This is a genomic window from Dyadobacter sp. (assembly GCF_051859145.1).
In the GTDB taxonomy this organism is placed as follows: Bacteria; Bacteroidota; Bacteroidia; order Cytophagales; family Spirosomataceae; genus Dyadobacter.
Genome location: NZ_JBHYGF010000580.1, coordinates 1 through 20670, shown reverse-complemented (window position 1 = coordinate 20670; position 20670 = coordinate 1). Strand labels below are relative to the sequence as shown.

Here is a 20670-nt window from a genome sequence, read left to right as displayed (position 1 = left end):
CTTACGGTAGATGCAAAGCTGTTAAATGATTTTCTGGCAAGAAATGCCCAGGATCAGGAGATCAGCAGGAAAATTCGTGCAAACCGGGAGCGGCTATTGCAGGAAGTAACCATTAAAGCCAGAAAGCAGGTACAGCGCGATCCACGAAAGATTTACGGTACCGCTGATGCATCCATTAAGGTAACCCCCGAGCTAGCTGCTGGCAGAACAAGCGTACTCGATATACTTGCTGGAAGGGTGGCCGGCGTTGCGGTAACAGGTTTTGGGATGAATGCAAAGGTAAGTATCCGTGGAAATCGGAATGAGCCCCAGTTTGTTCTCGACGGAATGCCGGTTGACAAAGATTTCATCTCTTCAATGAATGTCAATGATGTAGAGTCCATTGATGTACTGAAAGGCGCATCGGCAGCGATTTTTGGAATGAATGGAGGAAATGGGGTGATATCTATTTTGACAAAAAGAGGGAACTCAAACTACGACTACACACAGGACATTGTACCGGGTGTGCTCGTTTCCAAAATCGCAGGATTCAATGTGCCAAAGGTATTTTATGCTCCCGCCTATTCGCCAAAAGATCCGCCAAACCTGAATCCCGATTATCGCTCGACTATCTTCTGGGCGCCCATGGTAAAAACAGATAAGAATGGAAAAGCGAAGATCAGGTACTTCAATTCGGACGCAACAACTTCCGTCGACGTGAGGGTAGAAGCGCTGAGTACCGGCGGCTCGCCAGGCTTTGCCAAAACCACATATTCAGTGAATTAAGCAACAAGATTACTTGCGTTTCGGCGTTAGTATCTTTATTTGAACAGTCTTGCGAACTAGTCGTACAGACAAAAGTGGTAACTTTGGTATTTACTCTGAAATAGCCGGTCAAGTCTCGGAAACTGATGGCATCTGATTGAAATATGAAGACCGTGTATTTAAAACTAAACCTTCCGATCTTAATGCTGGCGAGTTTGCTCGTCACGCACTCCTCGCATGCCCAGCGCCGCAACAAAGACCGTGAAAAAGATGCTGTAAAAACCGAGGATGTAGGTCTCCGTCTTGAAAAAGAATCACTTGCGACTGAGGGAATGAAGTTTATGATGAAAGACGAGCCGGCTAAGGCTTTGCCTCTTTTTGAAAAACTGGCGCAGGAAAACAGTCAGGATGCAGCGAGCCAGTACCTGGTTGCCACTGCATTGATCAAGCTCGAAAAGTTTGATGATGCCATTGCCCCTTCCAAAAAGGCCCACGAACTTGATAAAAACAATATCTTCTACGCCCAGCAGCTGGCAGAGCTTTATGCCAAACGCAGGAAATACTCCGAGGCGGCCGCCATTTACGAAACGCTGGTTGCTAAAAACCCGGAAAACATTCAGTACGGAATTGAGCTGGCCGCGGTATATGTATTCAACGACCAACCTGATAAGGCAATAGACACTTATAATGTCCTTGAAAAGTCAATGGGCATTACAGAAGAGATCACGCATCAGAAACAGCAGCTTTATCTGAGACAAAACAACCTGGATAAAGCGGTTGCAGAAGCAAAAAAGCTGATCAATGCTGAACCGATCGAAGTTAGCTACCGGGTAGAACTGGCCGAGCTGCTGATCGCCAACGATCGCATTGTAGAAGCGGTTACCCCACTTGAAGAAGCACTTAAAATCAATCCCGACGAAGCGCAGGCGCACGTGCTGCTCGCAGATATATACCGCCGCAATGGCGATGTGCAAAAGTGTAACCAGGAGCTTAAACTGGTTTTTGCCAATCCAAACCTTGAAGCAGAGCCTAAAATCAGGGTTTTGACAGGTTACCTGAGCATGCTGAAATCAGAAAGCGAGATTACCGAGGCAGTTACATTGGCAAAGCAGCTATTGGAAACGCACCCGAACGAAGCCCTCGCCAATGTGATTTATGCCGACCTGCTTGTACGTCAGAACAAAAAAGAAGAAGGCCGAGACTATTACTCAAAAGCCAGCCGCCTCGATGGCTCCGATTTTAAGATATGGATTGCCCTGATACAGCTGGACGGAGAGCTTAACCAGGTGGATAGTATGCTGGTGCATTCGGAGAAAGCATTGGAGCTTTTTCCAAACCAGGGTTTGTTCTGGTACTCCAATGGGACTGCACATTTGATGAAGAAAAATTTCAGGGAAGCTGTCTCCTCACTCGAAGAAAGCCTGAAACTGGTTACCAATAATCCTGATCTCGTTCCGCACATTTATGCTTCTTTGGGCGACGCATTCAATGGACAGGGAGACCATGCCAAATCCGATGCTTCCTACGAGCTTGCATTGAAGGCCAATCCCGACAATGATCATGTTTTGAATAATTACAGCTATTTTCTTTCGCTCAGGAAGGAAAAGCTTGACCTCGCTTTAAAGATGTCGGAGAGACTGGTGCAGCAGCACAAAGACAATCCGACTTACCTGGATACCTACGCCTGGGTACTGTATATCCGCAAAGATTACAAGAAAGCAAAAGAGTTTTTGGAGAGAGCAATGCTCGACAGCAGCAGTGTAAGTGGCACGATTGTTGAACATTATGGAGATGTTCTTTTCAAGTTAGGTGAAAGGGACAATGCAGTGGCGCAGTGGAAAAAGGCGAAGAGAATGGGAGAAACCACTGAACTTCTCGACAAAAAAATAGCAACAGGTGCATTACATGAGCAATAAAATAGTAGCCGGGCTGTTCGCCTTTTCATTTCTTTGGTTAACAGCTTGCCACAAACAACGTACATCAAAACGTACCAGCGAAACACCATTCTCAGATACTACGGCAGCTAATACTACATCGCCGGCGGCTGACTCCTCCAAAACAGCAGTTGCGGAAACCGTCGCACCAGTCAAGATCAATGAAGTTGCTTTTGATTATCTTACTGCCAAGTCAAAGGTTTCGCTTCAAAGTAAATCCCAGAATTTCGATAATGTCAATGTGAATATCCGCATGAAGAAGGATAGTATTATCTGGCTTTCGGTAACCGGAGTTGGTTTGGAAGTTGCCAGGGGTATTATCACGCGTGATTCCATCGTGTTCATGGATAAAATCCACCGCGACTATTTCGTGTTTAACTACGAACAACTCAGCAGGCAGTACAATTTTGACCTGAATTTCGATCTTCTTCAATCCATGATCGTGGGAAATCCGCCATTTCCCCAGGAAGCCGACACGCGATTTGTGAAAATGAATGAGTTTTATGTTTTGAGGCAGATCAAAGACCGTCTTGAAATAGAAAATTTTATTAGTGAAAGCACATTGAAACTTTCACGGCTCAAAGCAACCGAAGTGCCTACGCAAAACACTTTCCTGCTTGATTACGAAGATTTTAAGGATGTGGGCGGAGTTTTGTTTCCTTTTGCAAGTGTTATCAATCTGAATGTGAAATCGTTGAAAGACCAGCAGGTAAACCAAACCGATATGCGCATTAAGCACAGCAAAGTAGAAATGCAGCGTGAAAGCCCCGGATTTCCATTCAATGTCCCTTCCAGCTATAAACGCAAAAAATAAAGTCAGAAAGTCTGCTTAAATTTGCCGGCCATGAATTGTATTTTGCCAGCAAGAATCAATAATATGCTTTTTAGTACCCCTGGTCGCCGTCGTTTGATTTTAATGCTGACGTTCATACTATGTTCGTTGGCTGGCGCTTACGCCCAGAAAACCAGGGAACAGCTGGAACGCGAAAAAAGTGAAAACCAGGGCAAAATCCGGGAGATCCAAAGTATCCTCAAACAGACTTCTTCCCAAAAGAATGTCAATCTCGGACAGTTAAAAGCATTGAACCAACAGATCAACACTTACAAAAAGCAGATTGACCTGCTTTCTGACGATCTGGAACTGCTTGATGGAGAATTGAAAGTCCTCGAAAGAAAACGTCAGTCCCTCGACAGCAGCCTGAATGTTCTCAAAGAAGAGTACGGTCACATGATCTATGAGGCTTCGAAGAGGAATGCATACTTCAATCAGCTTGTCTTCCTTTTTTCTGCCGGTACATTCAACCAGTTTGTATTAAGATATAAATACCTCAAACAATATACCGAGGCGCGGCAGGGACAAGCCAAGGAAATTGGTATTTTGCAGGACAAGCTCATGCAGGAACGCCGTCGCATTACCGCGAAAAAGACCCAGCAAAAAACCGTTCTGGATACCCGCGTATCTGAAAATACCAAGCTCGAAGGCTTGAAAGTGAAGCAGAATGAAGTAATTCAGGAGCTGTCACAAAAAGAGGTTGAACTTAGAAAACAGATAGCCGAGAACAAGCGCGCTACCGATTTACTGGAAGCCAATATCCGGCGGATTGCGGAACGGGAAAGAAGAGAGCGGCTTGAAAGGGAGCGAAAGGAACGCGAGGAGCGTGAAGCGCGCCGCCGTGCAGAGCGGGAGCGGCTTGCACGTGAGAATGCCGAAAGGGAGAAAAAGGGTGAGGCAGCTATCGTAGCCGCGCCGAAGGAAGAGGAAGAACCTGTTGTTTCGAGCGGAATGAGCGAGGAGGAAACCACACTGGCTTCTTCATTCACAGCATCGCAGTCGCGCCTGCCGTGGCCGGTGAAGGGTTTCGTGTCAGGGCATTTCGGACAGCGGCCACACGCGGTTTTGAAGGGTGTTATGGTAGATAACCTCGGCGTGGATATCCAGACAACTGCGGGTGAGCCGGTAAGATCGGTTTATGACGGCGTAGTACTCGACGTAACAGAAATGCCTGGAATGGGTAACGTTGTTGCGATCCAGCATGGTAATTACATGACGATTTATGCCAAAATGAACGGTGTAACAGTGCGCGCCGGACAGAAGGTAAAAGCAAGGGAAAACATCGGCCGCGTGGCTACCGACAGCGACGGTACCTCAGAGCTTCAATTTCAGATCTGGAAGAACACTTCCCGCCTCAATCCTGAAAACTGGCTGATAAGAAGGTAAGAAGTCAGTTATATTTTTCTATTTAAATCTACTCCTATGTCTGTCCATACCCCCGACATCAAACGCGTTACGACTCACACCATTCAGGAAATGAAGAACCGTGGCGAGAAGATATCCTGTCTTACCGCGTACGATTATTCAATGGCCGGCATTGTGGACGCAGCGGGCGTGGAATTGATCCTGGTTGGCGACTCGGCTTCCAATGTAATGGCGGGTCACGAAACGACGCTGCCGATTACCATTGACCAGATGATCTACCATGCTACTTCGGTGGTACGCGCGGTAAAACGTGCACTGGTAGTTGTGGACCTTCCGTTTGGTTCTTATCAGGGCAACTCGCGCGAGGCTTTAAATTCGGCAATCCGGATTATGAAAGAGTCAGGCGCGCATGCGGTCAAACTGGAAGGCGGACTTGAAATCAAAGATTCAATCACCCGGATATTAAGTGCGGGAGTTCCGGTAATGGGACATTTAGGCCTCACACCGCAATCTATCTATAAATTCGGCACTTATACGGTACGTGCGAAGCAGGAAGCAGAGGCGGCGAAACTGCTGGAAGACTGCAAAATGCTGGAAGAAGTAGGTGCCTTTTCTGTGGTTTTGGAAAAAATACCTTCTGCATTGACCAAGAAAGTATCGGAAAGCGTGACAATCCCTACTGTTGGAATTGGTGCCGGACCACATGCAGATGGTCAGATCCTGGTACTACACGATTTACTGGGTATCAATAAAGAATTCAAACCCAGGTTTCTGCGTCGCTATGCCGATTTAAATGGTGTGATGACCGACGCGATTTCTAACTATATCAAAGATGTGAAAGGCAAATCATTCCCGAACGAACAGGAATCTTATTGACCTTTTTAAAAGTATACAACTATTCAAATGGCTAAAAACGCACTCCACGTGGTATATGAGGATAATCACCTTCTCATTATCAATAAAGAACCCGGTATTCTGGTGCAGGGAGATGCAACAGGTGATAAATGTCTTCTGGATATGGGAAAAGAGTACCTGAAAGAAGCATACAACAAACCAGGGGCAGTTTTCCTGGGAACAGTCCATCGTCTTGACAGACCAGTAAGCGGGTTGGTTGTGTTTGCGCGGACTTCCAAATCTCTGGAAAGAATGAATGAGATTTTCCGGAAGCGTGATGTTCAGAAAACTTATTGGGCAGTAGTTAAAAACAAGCCTGCGGAGAAAAAAGGCAAGCTGGTACATTGGCTTTCAAAAGACGAATCGCGCAATGTTACCACAGCCTACGATTATGAAGCGCCTGGAACGCAGCGCGCCGAGCTTTCGTACCGCTGGCTGGGAGAAGTAAATAAATTTCACTTGCTGGAAGTAATGCCGATAACAGGCCGCCCGCACCAGATCCGCGTGCAGCTTGCATCCATGAATTGCCCGATCCGTGGTGATTTAAAATATGGTTACCCAAAGGCAAACCCTGATGGAAATATCAATTTGCACGCACGTAGGCTGTACTTTGAGCACCCGGTAAAAAAGGAGCCGGTGATTTGCCGCGCGGGTGTACCGAATGATCCATTCTGGGAAGAGTTTTTGTCCCTCGACAAAGAGGAAATCAAGCCGGAACATCTGGACTTCTTTCACGAGTAAGCCCGATGATCGAAAAACTGAAAGAGCGCTGGAATGTCAAAAACGGTTGGGATGTGCTCATTATCCTGATTGTTTTTGCCTGCACGGGCTTTTCGGTATTGTATGTAAAACGCGCCCTTTTTGATCTGATCGGATTAACAAAGGATTCCCCAGCCTGGATCCGCTGGGCAGTCAATATCCTCATCATGCTTCCATTATACCAGCTTATCCTGCTGATTTGGGGCTGGATCTGGGGCAAATTCGCTTTCTTCTGGGAGTTTGAAAAACGGATGTTCAGCAGGATAGGCGGTTTGTTTAAAAAGAAAGGTGCGGGTGCATAAAATCCTCCCGATTACTTCTCCGCCACTTCCATAATCTTACGATATACATTCCTCGCAGCTTCGTAAGCTTCGGCAGCGGCTGCTTTTTCATTGGCGCGAATGTTGGGCGCTTTCATTTTCCAGCATTGATCCAGCGCCGCGAGGCACCACTCGGCACTCTTCTTATCTGCAATAGGCTGATCAGCTATCTTTATAAAGAATGGATTGGAATGCGAGCTGGGGAAAATACGCAATGCAACCCACGCCGATTTGTCGAGCCTGTAATTGAATTTTAAATCCTTGACAGCCCCGTCAGCAGCTATCGCCACGGTATCGACCGGCTCTCCGTTCACGATCAGTTCTACACGCACATTTCTGGACTTATCCATCCTCGCTCTTTCGATATCCCAAAAGGGCATGGAAGTTATCGGCGTTTTCGCGATCTTTTCTCCGGTACTATCCTGTTCTACCGGTAGATAAGCTGCAATGCGGGCAGTTACCTGGATTTCGCGCCCTGATTTCAGCAGCAGCTCGCTTTCCGCTACACCCGCCAGCTTGCCATTGACAGCAAAATCCATGATATGCGATTTTCCGTCGGATACGTAACTTCTTCCCCTTTTAAGCGCATCGACGTACCCGTCATAATTCATCTGTCCCTCCACTTTGAAATAGCTCCTTGCCTGTCCCACTCTGGCGTCTGTAATGCAGGGAAAATCCGTTTCTCCGCTGAGTCTCGGCCGAAATCCACAATTCAGCGTGTGATAATACATATTCAGTTCCCAGGGCGCAGGTGTATCGCCGGCGCTGAAAAAGTCCACCAGGTTTTGGGTAACTGTTACAATGTATTCATTCGCACCGATCCCGTCCATTTTGGGTAGAATGTAGTTTGGTATTTTCGTGACGGGCTGCACAGGTTCTAATCCCCAGCCTGAGTGCGCATAGCCAACCAGCCCGCCCTGCTGCTTTGCCCACGAAAGTACCGGCGCAGTCCAGCTGGGCCAGTCTTCGATCACCTTTGTTCCCGGATAATCATCTTCTTTGATCCGCAATAGAACAATGTGACCAGCGTGCGAGGAAGGAAAACCGGAAACTTCCACGTCATTTCGCATGATATTCTGTTTGCTCGAAAGCGGATGATCTTTCCCCGTAAAAAAAGTTTTCTGATGGTACCAGCTCGGCCCCCAGGCGAGATTAGCCGCCATATCCAGGTTTTCGCCCAGCGCCTGCCTGAACATATCTGCAGGGTCAACTCCCTCTGTCGGGCTGTCGTAGTGGCTGCAACCTGCTGCATGAATGTGGTGATCGGCGCTGTACCAGCCCAGTTTGGATAGTTGAATCCAGCGTTTAAGTTCAAAATCGATGCTGACCGAATCTGCATGGCCAGGAACTGTTATCTCTTTGATTTGGGGCAAATACTCCGGTCCCCGGCTGTATGTGACTTTGTAAGAACCTGCCGGAAGCCGCACGTGCTCGCCATCTTTTCTGTAAATCTGCGGCTGAAAGAAAAAGTCCGGATATTCGTCGAATGCAGTAACTCTGCGGGAAGGGAGCGGGTAATATCGTTTAAACCTGCCGCCTGATTTTGCTTTTGCATCTGTAATCAAAAACGACGCCATTACCGGACTTCCATCCACATCTTTAACTTTAAAAATCACCTTTACCGCAGGCTTTGCATCAAAAAGAATGTGCGTTGCATTTCTGAAACCGATATCCTGCGAGCCCTGGCCAACATTGTAGGCGATCTCCGCTTCGCGTTTTCCTGCATCTTTGGAGTAAATCTGGACAATTGCATATTCCAGCTTCAAACCCGACAAATTCGGTTGCAAAGGCCGGTTCGTATACATCTGTACTTCCAGAAAACGATTTGCAACCTGCCCGGGCGAAAGCTTGTGCTCTTCTTTTACGCGATGTTCAAAATTGGGAGAATGGTAAGGTTTGGCTGCATTCGGGCTTTCCACTTCCAGTTTGGCGGTAATACCTGCTTCATTGTTAACCTTTACCAGAAAGCTTGTCCAGCCCGACTGGATCAGCTCTGCATTGGCTGCCCCACGCTCGACCTTTACCCTGCCTTCGGGATTAATGTCAACGATATTCAGACAATACGGATCGAAAATCTCCTGAATTGTCCAGACTGTCTCTGCACTTAAAGGTTTGTTGGACAGCGCATTCAGTCTGTTCTGATCCTGCTCGGGCAGCGGATTTCCTGAAAATGCGAGTGCGTCGCGGAGGCGCATTGCCTGTGCGAGTAGCGGCTGAGGCTCTACGGCTGTGTTTTTGGAAGCGGCAGCGTGATGTCCGTGCTGCGCGTACATTGTTGTCGTAAAAACGAATTGCAAAAACAGTAGCGTAAAGATTTTCCTCATATCAATCTTTGTCTTTTTTACGATTTAATTTCCAGGCTGTGAACCCGAGGTAGACCATACTTCCTCTTGCTCCTCCCCTTTTCCAGAGTCCGTTTACGCTGCTTAATCCCAGGAATATAGGTCCGAAATGGCCAACTGCCCCGATCGAAGGGCGGTTGTTTCCTTCTATAAATGAAATAGGAAAGGCAAAATCAGAGTCTTCATCCTCAAATCTTGGCGTAATTGTGAAAACATTAGGTTGATAAATATCCAGATATTCACCTGATCTTTCTTTAAAACGTTTTGTCTGGGATAGTGTCACGAAAAATCCTTTTACCAGCTGAATGTCGGCTTCCAGGTGGAGTGCCTGCGGAAGGCGAACTGTTTTGTTAAAAGTAGCACTTGTGTCCGCTGCGTAAAGGCTCATGAATCCTTCTACACCCTTATCAGCGATGGTTTCCAGCTCCGTCTGCCCGATCAATGCAGCAGCCTGACGGCCACGTTCTACCCTGGAATCATTCGTTTTGTACCGGATTGAACCAATGTCCGTTAAAGATGCGCCAAGCCTGATCAGGTACTCGGGACTTTCGTCAAAAACTTCTTTGGATTTTCCCCAGTAAGATCCCAGCTCATAGGTAAAGCCCAGATCATAACCCCAGCCTGACCCATACTTGTCAGAATTGAACAAATTGCCGAGCGATACGCCCCGGTTGGGTGCACTGTACCCACTTTCGTAGGTAAACCCACTAATTGACAAATCGCTGATGTCGCTGTTTGCCGATTGTGGCGAAATGATGAAACGATCTACCGAACCAGTCAGGTAACCCACACGTGCTCCGAAAACACGTTTGGCAGTGGCGCCTATTTTGATTTTATGGGATTCAAGATCAAGTATTTGGGCTCCGTACGACAAGCTTACGTCTGAAAAGCTTTGCTGAACAATATTGAAATCGCCCCATCTCTCATTGGTCACCGACGGGGTACTGCCGGTGTCGAGCCGGTGAAAATACAGATTGCGAACTGCGCTTGGAATGTGATTGGCGAGTACATAACCTCTCGTGCGGAACTGTAATGCAAGTCCCTGATACTTACCCAATGCAATCATTGCCGAAGGCCAGCGGATTTCACTCGCAACATGGATCGGATCTTCGTTGGTGAGCGAGCCCATTGTACGGGAGCGACCGTATAATTCTTTGGTGGAATGTGGCGCAAGCAGCGGGTACAGTAAAGAATTTTCACCCAAAAACCTGAAATACCGGTAGTTAATGCTGCCACCAAGGGTACCGATATTGATCTGCCATTTATGCTTTGGCCCACCCAAAACAGAAGGGTTGTAAGTGGCGCGGTAAATGCCGCCGTAGTTGCTGGTAGACAAACCCGGGATTTGCTGTGCCTGTGTTACCGAGGAAATTAATGAAAAAAATAGTGCTGAGTAAAGTGCGGACTTTTTCAATGTTGAGTTTTGTTAGTAATGGCCAAATTTCCTGAGGAATCGTAACGGACGATTTCCTGTTCGATCAGATATTGTAAAGTTTTTAGAAAGACATTTTCATCAGTTTTTTCAAAAGCGTGACTTAGCTTTACCGGCGTAATCAGGCCTTCATTGGTAATGTATTGAACAATCCGCAGCGGCAGGTTTTCGTCATTTGTTGCTTCGTGTTTTTTCTTCTTCAAACATATATCACAAATACCGCATTCTTCTGCATCGAATTCATTGAAATACTCCAACAGCAGCAATGTGCGGCATATTTGTGTGTGTGAAGCATACCGCGCCACGGCCCGGGCCTTGGTCAGGTCCCTTTCTTTTTTTCTTTGTATTTCAAAAACATTGAGCGGCAAGAGTCCGGCTTCGTACCGCGGCGTCATGAATGTAAGCTGCGGTTTGTCTTTCCTCGGCTGATAATCCAGTATGTCGCGCTCTGCCAGAAATTTCAGCTTTTTGATTACCTCTGCTTCCGGGGCGAAATAAACCTGCGCTATTTCAATTTCAGAAATCCGGACATATTCGGTGAAAACCTCGCCTCCGTAAAGCCGCAAAATCACTTTGATAAACGAATCGAATTCCTGGTAGCGTATCTGAAAATCGTATAATTCCCGGTTGTCGACGAGGAAATGTACCCGCGACGGATCATTGAAATTTTCACTTAACTGAATAAAACCTTCTTCTTCAAGGAGTTTGAGCGCATAATGCGTCTCGTTTGGGGCCAGCCCGAAAATGCCCGTGAAATCCTGTATATCGAAGCTGTACCCGCTCATTTCACCGCTGCCAACGGGCACCTGGTAATAGTTGGCCAGCGACTGGTAAACTCTCCTTAAAGTTTCTACCGGCGGGTACCTTCTTTCAATATTGTCCGACAGTTCTTCCAGTTCAAGCTGGTTAAAAAGCGCGACTGCATACGCTTTTTGTTCATCCCGGCCTGCCCGGCCTGCCTCCTGGTAATAGGCTTCGAGGTTATCGGGCAAATCGAAATGGATCACTGTGCGTACATCCGGCTTGTCAATCCCCATTCCAAATGCATTGGTCGCTACAACTGCGCGGGTCTGGTTGCGTATCCACGCAGATTGCCGCTCGGAGCGTTCTTTAAACGGTAAACCTGCATGATAAGCCTGGGCAGAAATTCCGTGGCGGTTGAGCCAGTCAGCTATTTCCTTGGTCCGCTTCCGCGTTCTTACGTAAACAATAGCCGAGCCGCTTACATTTTTCAGTACCTGCAATATTTTCTTTTCCTTGTTATCCTCTGCGAAAGCGGAGTATGAAAGGTTTGCGCGCGCAAACGATTGTTTGAAAACGCGTGCATTCTTCATTTCAAGCTTATCCAGGATATCTGCGCGTACTTCTTCCGTAGCTGTGGCAGTAAGCGCCATAACAGGTACGCCCGGTATCCGTTTCCGGAAATCCGAAATCAGCAGGTACGAAGGCCTGAAATCATAACCCCAGGCTGAAATGCAATGCGCCTCATCAATCGCCAGCAAGCAGATTTTCATTTGCGCTGCACGTGCAATCATAATGTCGGTCCTGAGCCGCTCGGGCGATACATACAGAAATTTGGTATTTCCGTGAATGCAGTTGTCCAGCGTAATGTCAATTTCGTTCTTGCTCATACCCGTATGTATCGCAGCGGCAGGTATTCCACGCTTTTTCAGCTGCTCTACCTGGTCTTTCATCAGGGCAATCAATGGGGTAACTACAATGCAAACGCCTTCCATTGCCATCACCGGTACCTGGAAACAAACAGACTTTCCTCCTCCTGTCGGAAGGAGAACAAGTGTGTCGATCCCATTCAGGACAGTCCGGATCGCATCCTCCTGGAACGGACGGAATGCATCGTATCCCCAGTAATGTTTTAGAACTGCCCTTATATCAATCATTTACGCTTAATAACTTTTGATTTCAGTAAAGAACTTAGTACAAAGTAATGTGATATGTTTGTGATCTATACGCTTTACTGCTATTATGATGCATCAGGCAACGCGCTCAGACGGGTACATAAAAGTACTTGCCTGGATCTTCACAATCAGTTTTATCCTGATCACGTTTTTGCCAAGATCCATTGACGACACGATGTTTATGGACGGGGTAACCTATGCGTCCATTGCCCGGAATATGTCGATTGGTATAGGTTCTTTCTGGCGACCTTTCTTTGCTCATTCATTCTGGCTGCCTTACGATAATCACGGATTTTTTTCCGGCCACCCTCCATTACAATTTGGAATGCAGGCTGTGATATTTCGTGTACTGGGCGATTCCATTGCGGTAGAGAACATTTACAATCTGATTATTCTTGTTTCCTCCATTTTCCTGATTGTAAAAATCTGGTGCCTGCTGCTCAGAGAAAAGCCAAGGCTACTGAAATTTTCCTGGCTGCCTGTGCTGTGCTGGTATGCAATGGAAACCGTTTGGTACAGCATTCCAAACAACTTTTTAGACAGTACCTTAGCCGTATTCTGCTTGCTGTCGTGCTATTTTCAACTTCTTTTCTTCATCAAAAAACCTGCAATTCTTGACGGATATGTATTTGCTGTTGCCGCTGGTATCTGCATTTCCGCCGGTTTTCTGACCAAAGGTCCGGTAAGTCTTTATCCACTTGCATTTCCATTCATCTATGCGATCAGCATCAATGCCAGGCGCATTACACCGGCGTTATTTTGTACGTTAACAATGCTCGGTACATTGCTGGCAAGCGCCCTGCTACTCTTTTCCTACCAACCTGCCTGTGATTTCATGCGCACTTACTTCGAAGGTCAGGTAGTACAGGCTTTGCTTCAGAAGCGGGAAAAAACAGTAGCTGGTATAGCCGGCCATTTTTACCTTTTAACTGAATTACTGAGAAACGTATATCCGCATTTGTTAGCATTCATCGCGTTGAATGCATCTGCCTGGCTGGCTGGTCTGCCGGTGGCGATTTCAAGAGATTTGAGGCAGATAGGTGTACTTTTCTTACTGGTCACGGCCTCTGTAACATTGCCTATGCTGTTCAGTATCAAACAATATCCCCATTACCTGGTACCTGCATTGCCTTTTGCAGCTTTGTTCTTTGCCACGTTATTTGTTGAAAAAACCGCAGCATTTTCCCAGCTGTACAACAAACTGCTTTTGCCTGCACTGGTTGCGGGCTGCGTCGCCTGCTGGGTGCTTACTGCATTCAAAGTAAGCCACGTTGAGCAGGATATTATGGCAGAAAATGCAGTCCGGGTTCAGAAGTTTGTGCAGCGCTCTTCTACCATCGGTGTGTGCCACAACTTGTTTCAGGACGCTAACATTCACGCCAACTTTCAACGCTACCACTGCCTGTCACTGACGACCGACACGAATGCTGCCAAATACATTTTCGCTGATTCTTCCTGCCTTCCCCAGTTCAATGCAGCAACGGATTCCATTATACCCCTGAAAAGCAATTACCTGCTCGTGATCAGGAATATGCGATCTGCTCCCGCACAGCCGGTGATCAGCCGAAACACTAAAATTACTTTGCCCGACAGCTAACTGGCAGGTCGTTAAATGTCTGAAAATATTAACTTTGTTTTCATTCATTATCAAATCCTTTTCATGCGCACGCTACTGTTTCTGCTCAGTATCTTCACCTTATCCGGCTGCTCTGTTTCGCATTATATCAATAAAGAAATCAGGAACTCTCCTGTTCTCAGCCAGCAGCATACGGGTATCTCGATTTCCAGGCTTAATGAGACAGAGACGCTGGCTTCTTACCAGGGTGACAAATATTTTACACCCGCTTCCAATACCAAGCTTTTCAGTTTCTATGCGGGATTATGCGCATTGGGTGACTCCATTCCCGGGCTGGAATACCTTGAATGGGGCGAACTATTAATCATACGCGGTACCGGCGATCCTTCACTTTTACATCCGGATCTTCCTCATAGTAAGGTATTTGATTTCCTGAAAAGCAGAAAAGAACCTATTTTTTTCACACCATTTAATTTTGAGAATAAACGTTTTGGTCCCGGCTGGGCTTGGAGCGATTACAACGATTATTACCAGGCTGAGGTAACGCCTATGCCCATTTACGGTAATATAGCCCGTTTCAAAGCAGGCAACGGAGCGCCTTTCCAAGTTTCGCCTCGTTTTTGGAAGAATTATGCGGTACTGGATACATTGGCTTCGGGGATTCAGCGGGAAGAGTTGCAAAACATTTTTCACCATTCCAAATTGGCCGTCCCCCAAGGTTTGGAGCAGGACGTACCTGTCCGCATGACCGATCTGGTAACTGTTCAGCTGCTTAGTGACACTTTAAAAAAAGAGGTTAAACTGATCAATATTCCCCTGGACATTGAACTGCAAAAGGTTAACAGCATTCCTTCTGATTCCCTGTATACCAGAATGATGCAGGTAAGTGACAACATGATGGCGGAGCAGCTCCTACTCCTCTACGCATCTGCAAACGGACTTCCATTAAATACTGAAAAAGCGATTGCGCACGCAATTGAGCATCATTTAAAAGATCTGCCGGACCGGCCGATTTGGAAGGATGGGTCAGGTTTGAGCCGGTATAATCTGTTTACGCCAAGAAGTATTGTTGCATTGCTGCAAAAGATTAATGCGAAAGTCCCGCAGGAAAGACTCTTTAAGATCCTGCCGGCTGGTGGCAAAAGTGGTACTTTGAACAATCTGTTCAAAGGCAGCGAGCCTTTTGTTTTTGCCAAAACAGGTAGCCTCAGCAACATCTATAACCTGAGTGGCTATTTGATTACTAAAAAAGGCAAAACGCTTGTTTTCAGCTTCATGAACAACAATTTTACGCGGCCAAGCTCAGAAGTAAGGAAGGAAGTAGAACGCATTCTGACCGGCTTGCACCAAAAGTTTTAGTTACTGATTTTCGCCCCAGGTACTACCTGTACAATAAATGCGATTCAGGCCATTTTCGCGTACCAGCAGATAAATCTGGTAAATGCCTGGTTCCACATTGGCTTCGTGAAAACTCGCAAATGCACCTTTTGAGAAGTACATCTGTCTGCGAATGGTCGTTTTCAGCGGTACCGCAGCTTGGAATGGCGGTGACGCGTAAGTGTGTTTGTCAGATTTGAGCAATACGTAAGCGCCGTCAGAAAAATCCTTTTTTGTGTCGAAAATCCTGTTTTGAAATTCGATAACAATGTAATTTCCCAGCTTGCCGACTTTATCCGGTTTGTAGAGACTATCACACGGGATCGAAGCGAGGTTCAACTGCGGGTTCCAGCCTTCGGCAAGCGGATCGGCCGAACCGTAGAGGGATCTGATATGCTCAAAATGTTTTTGATCCATTGAAAACATTCTGATTCCCAGCCAGTCTGCATTATAACGCGCATTGAATTCCTGCGCAATAGCGGCGCGGCGGTTATTCACAGCATCGGCAAAGTTGCTGTGCAGAATAACCAGATTTAAACCGATTGCAGCCAGCAGGATGAATGGAGCCAGCTTTATCCGCACATTGGATTTGGCAAAAGACAAAAACGCGAAGTACAATGCAACGCACCAAAGTGCAGAGTACATGCGGTACCGCCCTTTGAACATCCCTTCAAAAGTATCGGTCGGAATGCGTTTATAGGTGAGTGCGAGGGCGGTAATTGCCACGAAAACGGCAATACCGGCTACAAAAAGCGCAGTTTGATTGGTATAGCGCGATTTAAGCCAGGCAGAATCCCAGAGCTTTGCAAATTCATTTCTGTACAGGAAAATTAATCCGCCAATAAAGAGCATACCTGTGACCGAAGCCAGGTAAAGCATCGTATAAGACGCATTGTAAGCAGACAGCGTAGCAATGGAACCGATAAATCCAAAGAAGCCGAAGAAGCCTTCTTTCACCTGTTTTGGATTACCGAAGTCAAGGTTCTGGGTAATGGGCGTAAAATCAATAAAGTAAATAACGGCGACTGCTATTGTGACTGCGACGGTGATCAGGAACTCCTTCCGAAAGCCAGTCAGCAGGTACATTAACCCCATTACCGGGAAAATCATCAATCCATTTCCGTATGAAAAGGTGGCAATTACCGCAAAAAGCAATGACAGAATGATTTTACGCGGATGAAATGCGGTGAAATAAAGCGCAGAGAGGAAAAACAGGATTACTCCGAAATTACAAAGCGAGCTTACTCCCCAAAATATATTTTCAAATGACTGGATATTGAACCAGAGCCACATAACCGGTACAAAATACCAGAGCGAGACCTTCAATCTCAGAAAAGCACGATAGAAGATCAATGCGCACAAAGCCCAGCAGATATTGGCCACGATCATCGGCCAAACGAGGTTGATTTTGCCAAATATGGCGTGCAGCAGCAGAATCACGGAGCGAGAAAAAACCAGTCTGTGCTCTGGAAAAAGTGTTGTCAGCAATCGCCAGCGTTCAGGCAGGTCCGCATCTCCAAACCGGGGGATAATACCTAAGATCAGAATGTCGTCGAATGCAACATAATTGACATTCAGCGCAATGGATTTAAATACCAGGGCATAAATAACGACGGGAATAATGCACAAAAAAACAATCAGCCAGGTTTTATCCCTGACAAAGCGAAGGAGAGATTGGAGCATAAAGTTAATTTTCAGTTTCCTCTTCGGCCGAAGCGCGGGGATCCTTGGTATAATCGTAAAGCAGCTTGCCCTTATCGTCCCACTCTCTCAAAACAAAAGGCTCAAATTCATCATCCCAGCCGGTTTTGGGATATTGGATTTCTTTTTTCCGCTGGCGACGAAATTGATAATATTCAATCCAGCGGCCGACCTTTTTTCCATCGTCATATTTTCCGCTGGTCATGAGCTGGCCTTCCTTGTAAAATTGGAGATACTCCCCTTCTATTTCACCAAATGCGACCGGAATAACTTCTTTTATCTGGGTATGTGCCGAATCGTAGTACGCTATACGGGAGTCGGCAGGAAACCCGCGGTCCCAGATTGCCTTGTCGATCAGGTTGTATTTGGCATCGTACTTTACCCATCTACCGTCTTTTACACCCATATAATAATAGCCTTCCTCTATCAGGTTTTCGCCGCTGTACTTTTTATAAGATCCATGAAGCGGGAGCGCCTGGTCCTTTTTCTGGACTACCGCAGAGCTAAGCTTTTTACCTTTTTTATCATACCAGCGCGTTTCAGTAGCGCGAACATAGCTGCTGATCGGCTGATACTCTTTTAATACATGAAATGATTCCACCGCTGCCCGATCACCGCTGCCATATTTCACAGACATACTTTGCATCGGGACGCCTTTATATTGCACTTTTGCAAGCTTGGCACGTTCCTTCTTTGCTTGTCTATCCTTCTTCTGGCTCTTGTACTCTTTAACCCTCAATCCAAGATCCGGTATTGTTTCCCCGAACAGCGTTGACAAGCTGGTAGACTTATTGTTCGACCCTGGTAATGAAGCACCTACAACCGGATCAAGGCCCGAAATAAAGGAGTTTAATCCTTTCGGGCGGCTTGCAGTATCTTTCTTGACAGTCTCTTTAGGAAGCCAGGAAGGCGGTGTAGAATCCTTTTGAACGGACTGAGCGGACACCCCTTTGAGCATACAACACGAAATTAGGCCCCAGATCAGAACGATTCTTTGCATGTGAATTGGATTTTTCTTATCAACAAGATTGTTACTTTTGTAACGAATTGAATTTTTCTATATTGATATTCAACGTACAAATTTAAAAAAACACCGTGGAAAAAAGCGCTAAAATTTATATCGCCGGACACAGAGGAATGGTTGGCTCTGCAATACACAGGAAACTGGTGAAAGAAGGTTTTGACAATCTGGTACTAAAAACTTCTTCTGAGCTCGATCTTCGTAATCAGGCAGCTGTACGTGCATTCTTTGAAGCGGAGCGACCTGAGTACGTGTTTTTGGCAGCTGCGAAAGTGGGTGGTATCATGGCCAACAACATTTACCGCGCTGAGTTTTTGAATGATAATCTGCTGATTCAGAACAATGTAATTCATAGTGCGTACCGCAATGATGTCAAGAAATTGATGTTTTTGGGTTCCAGCTGCATCTATCCCAAGCTTGCTCCCCAGCCACTCCGCGAAGATTCTCTGCTGACGGGGCTTCTGGAACCAACCAACGAGCCTTATGCAATCGCCAAAATCGCGGGTATCAAGATGTGCGAGGCTTACCGGTCACAATATGGCAGCAATTTCATTTCCGCAATGCCGACCAATTTGTATGGTCCGAATGATAATTACGACCTGAATAACTCGCACGTTTTGCCGGCAATGATCCGCAAGTTTCATGAGGCAAAAGAAGAAAATAAACCTTCTGTGGAGCTTTGGGGCACGGGCTCGCCGCTGAGAGAGTTTTTACATGCCGACGACCTGGCCGATGCGTGCTATTTTTTAATGCAGAATTATGATGAGGCAGGGTTCGTGAATGTAGGTGTTGGTGCCGATGTAACCATAAAATCTTTGGCAGAAATGATCAGGGACATTGTAGGTTATGAAGGTGAAATCAACTGGAATACGGACAAGCCAGACGGTACTCCCCGGAAGCTGATGGACGTCTCAAAGCTGCATGATCTTGGCTGGAAGCACAGCATTGAACTGGAAGAAGGAATCCGGATTACATACCAGGATTTTCTGCAGAAAATCGAAACGTATGCAGTCTAAAGTAGTAACTGCTAGTGCCTTTAAAACAGTCGTAGCATAATATTTCAGTACTAAATTCAATTTTGGCCTACTATAATTCTTTTCTTTGACAAATTTCCCATATAAAATTATAACAATCTTCGGGAAACTAATTAGTTTTGCAGCGTCCTGAAAAAACGGGGCCTCGTAAAACACTTAGTCATAGAGAAATGTCCGCCATTATTAAGTTAGACCAGATAGACCGAAAAGTACTGGAGATCTTACAAACGAACGCAAAAATAACAAACGCACAATTATCGAAAGAAATAGGGCTGTCTCCTGCGCCAACGCTGGAGCGCGTTAAAAAGCTGGAACAATCAGGTATTATCAAGAGCTATCACGCTCAGCTTGAACCTGAGAAAGTGGGTTTGGGAGTTAGTACTTTCGTTCAGATTTCATTAGTTGGACACAGAAAGGCGGTGACTGAATCATTTGTTGAAAAGATTCACGCGATACCAGAAGTTATCGAATGCCACCACATTACAGGAACTGGCGATTTTTTACTCCGGGTTATTTCAAAAGATATTAGTACTTACCAGAAATTGATGCTCGAAAAAATCAATGAAATTGAAGAAGTTGCCAGCACACAAACAATGGTAATTTTATCGACTTTCAAGGAAAGCAAGGTGTTGCCGATACCTTGATCCGGTGTTCTTCCGACATAAAAAAAGCCGCAGAATAATCTGCGGCTTTTTTTATATTTCTACAAATGCATTTTGCTATTGATGTTGTTCTCTCAGCAAATCATTTACTGTTTTCACAGGGTTGAATGTGATCAAAGGAACTTCTACGAAAAGCGTGTTCCAATCTGCCATTGCTCCATTCCACAAGCCCGGAAGCTCTTGCGCTTTCAGGTCTTTTCCATCTTTTGATTTGGCAGTTATAAAGCCTGTCAAAGGGTCACGGAATTTTTTCAGATCAAATAATTCACCTTTGTAATTCTTAACTGCACAAACCAGATCTACCGGATTGAAGTGGGTTGAATTCTTGAAAATGTCGTTCTGAGATGCATTATCTACGTCTACCTGAGCCGATTCTACGATTTGCAATGAAGAAGAACCGTCTGCATTCTCAGCCCAGAATGGACCGCCGCCTGGCTCGCCCTGGTTTTTGACCATTCCGCAGGCGCGCAGTGGCCTGTCAAGTTTTTGAATAAAGTATGCTTTCTTCTTCTCATCTTCCCACGACTCAAAACCCGCGGGAGGAATCACACAAAGTTCATTGCGGAAAAAACCGTCAAGTTCCTGTAAAAGCGCGGCGTCAGAGCCTTCTTGCAACTTATTAATATAGCCGAAAATCCTCTTTTGTGATTTAAGAACAACGCCGGCAAGTGCCTTTTTATACTGGATGGTGTCAGCCTTAATGCGGTCAGGAACTACGTTATCGATGTTTTTGATAAAGATAATGTCCGCATCAAGCTGGC

17 protein-coding genes are annotated in these 20670 nt (G+C 46.1%); 11 read left to right on the top strand and 6 right to left on the bottom strand.

The genetic code is table 11. The annotated features are described in order from the left end of the window. The 7 genes from ACTIE6_RS24730 to ACTIE6_RS24700 form a co-directional block, all read left to right on the top strand. A partial coding sequence (locus ACTIE6_RS24730) for a TonB-dependent receptor plug domain-containing protein (RefSeq protein WP_439559168.1) occupies positions 1-765 on the top strand: 765 nt, incomplete at its 5' end. A gap of 143 nt (positions 766-908) precedes the next feature. Beyond that, positions 909-2660 (top strand): tetratricopeptide repeat protein, encoded by a 1752-nt coding sequence (locus ACTIE6_RS24725; protein ID WP_439559167.1) that lies wholly within the window; start codon positions 909-911, stop codon positions 2658-2660. Continuing rightward, the gene (locus ACTIE6_RS24720; protein ID WP_439559166.1) at positions 2650-3492 is read left to right on the top strand and encodes a DUF4292 domain-containing protein; all 843 of its coding nucleotides are present in this window, start codon (positions 2650-2652) and stop codon (positions 3490-3492) included. Before ACTIE6_RS24725 ends, ACTIE6_RS24720 begins: the two co-directional genes overlap by 11 nt. A gap of 102 nt (positions 3493-3594) precedes the next feature. After that, complete coding sequence (locus ACTIE6_RS24715) at positions 3595-4896, top strand: murein hydrolase activator EnvC family protein (RefSeq protein ID WP_439559165.1); 1302 nt, start codon at positions 3595-3597, stop codon at positions 4894-4896. 36 nt (positions 4897-4932) lie between these two features. After that, positions 4933-5751, top strand: a complete 819-nt coding sequence (panB, locus tag ACTIE6_RS24710) for a 3-methyl-2-oxobutanoate hydroxymethyltransferase (protein ID WP_031529552.1) — start codon at positions 4933-4935, stop codon at positions 5749-5751. Positions 5752-5778: 27 nt separating this feature from the next. Then, positions 5779-6510: an RluA family pseudouridine synthase gene (locus ACTIE6_RS24705; protein ID WP_056290639.1), complete on the top strand. Its 732-nt coding sequence runs from the start codon at positions 5779-5781 to the stop codon at positions 6508-6510. 5 nt (positions 6511-6515) lie between these two features. Next, a complete protein-coding gene (locus ACTIE6_RS24700) occupies positions 6516-6830 on the top strand; it encodes a DUF6787 family protein (protein WP_439559164.1) in 315 nt (104 codons plus the stop codon). Positions 6831-6841: 11 nt separating this feature from the next. On the opposite strand, the gene ACTIE6_RS24695 is transcribed toward ACTIE6_RS24700, so the two are convergent. From ACTIE6_RS24695 to ACTIE6_RS24685, 3 genes are read right to left on the bottom strand one after another with little or no spacing between them, the layout of a single operon-like run. Next, positions 6842-9172, bottom strand: coding sequence for a CehA/McbA family metallohydrolase (locus ACTIE6_RS24695; protein ID WP_439559163.1), 2331 nt, complete (start codon positions 9170-9172; stop codon positions 6842-6844). 1 nt (position 9173) lies between these two features. Further along, complete coding sequence (locus tag ACTIE6_RS24690) at positions 9174-10604, bottom strand: DUF5723 family protein (protein WP_439559162.1); 1431 nt, start codon at positions 10602-10604, stop codon at positions 9174-9176. After that, complete coding sequence (locus tag ACTIE6_RS24685) at positions 10601-12520, bottom strand: RecQ family ATP-dependent DNA helicase (RefSeq protein ID WP_439559161.1); 1920 nt, start codon at positions 12518-12520, stop codon at positions 10601-10603. Before ACTIE6_RS24685 ends, ACTIE6_RS24690 begins: the two co-directional genes overlap by 4 nt. Positions 12521-12605: 85 nt before the next feature. Here ACTIE6_RS24685 and ACTIE6_RS24680 point away from each other — a divergent pair, with 85 nt between their 5' ends. Continuing rightward, complete coding sequence (locus ACTIE6_RS24680; RefSeq protein ID WP_439559160.1) at positions 12606-14135, top strand: ArnT family glycosyltransferase; 1530 nt, start codon at positions 12606-12608, stop codon at positions 14133-14135. 63 nt (positions 14136-14198) lie between these two features. Continuing rightward, on the top strand, positions 14199-15473 hold the full coding sequence (gene dacB / locus ACTIE6_RS24675) for a D-alanyl-D-alanine carboxypeptidase/D-alanyl-D-alanine endopeptidase (protein WP_439559159.1): 1275 nt from the start codon (positions 14199-14201) through the stop codon (positions 15471-15473). Here dacB and ACTIE6_RS24670 read toward each other — a convergent pair whose 3' ends face one another. Then, positions 15474-17174: a hypothetical protein gene (locus tag ACTIE6_RS24670; RefSeq protein ID WP_439559158.1), complete on the bottom strand. Its 1701-nt coding sequence runs from the start codon at positions 17172-17174 to the stop codon at positions 15474-15476. A 4-nt stretch (positions 17175-17178) separates the two neighbouring features. Next, on the bottom strand, positions 17179-18192 hold the full coding sequence (locus ACTIE6_RS24665) for a toxin-antitoxin system YwqK family antitoxin (RefSeq protein WP_439559157.1): 1014 nt from the start codon (positions 18190-18192) through the stop codon (positions 17179-17181). Between the two features lie 95 nt (positions 18193-18287). On the opposite strand from ACTIE6_RS24665, the gene fcl reads away from it, so the two are divergent. Further along, on the top strand, positions 18288-19229 hold the full coding sequence (gene fcl, locus ACTIE6_RS24660) for a GDP-L-fucose synthase (RefSeq protein ID WP_439559156.1): 942 nt from the start codon (positions 18288-18290) through the stop codon (positions 19227-19229). 188 nt (positions 19230-19417) lie between these two features. After that, positions 19418-19891: an Lrp/AsnC family transcriptional regulator gene (locus ACTIE6_RS24655; RefSeq protein WP_015813234.1), complete on the top strand. Its 474-nt coding sequence runs from the start codon at positions 19418-19420 to the stop codon at positions 19889-19891. A 75-nt stretch (positions 19892-19966) separates the two neighbouring features. Here ACTIE6_RS24655 and ACTIE6_RS24650 read toward each other — a convergent pair. Continuing rightward, positions 19967-20670: DUF4301 family protein (locus ACTIE6_RS24650; RefSeq protein ID WP_439559155.1), on the bottom strand; the 704-nt coding region annotated here is incomplete at its 5' end.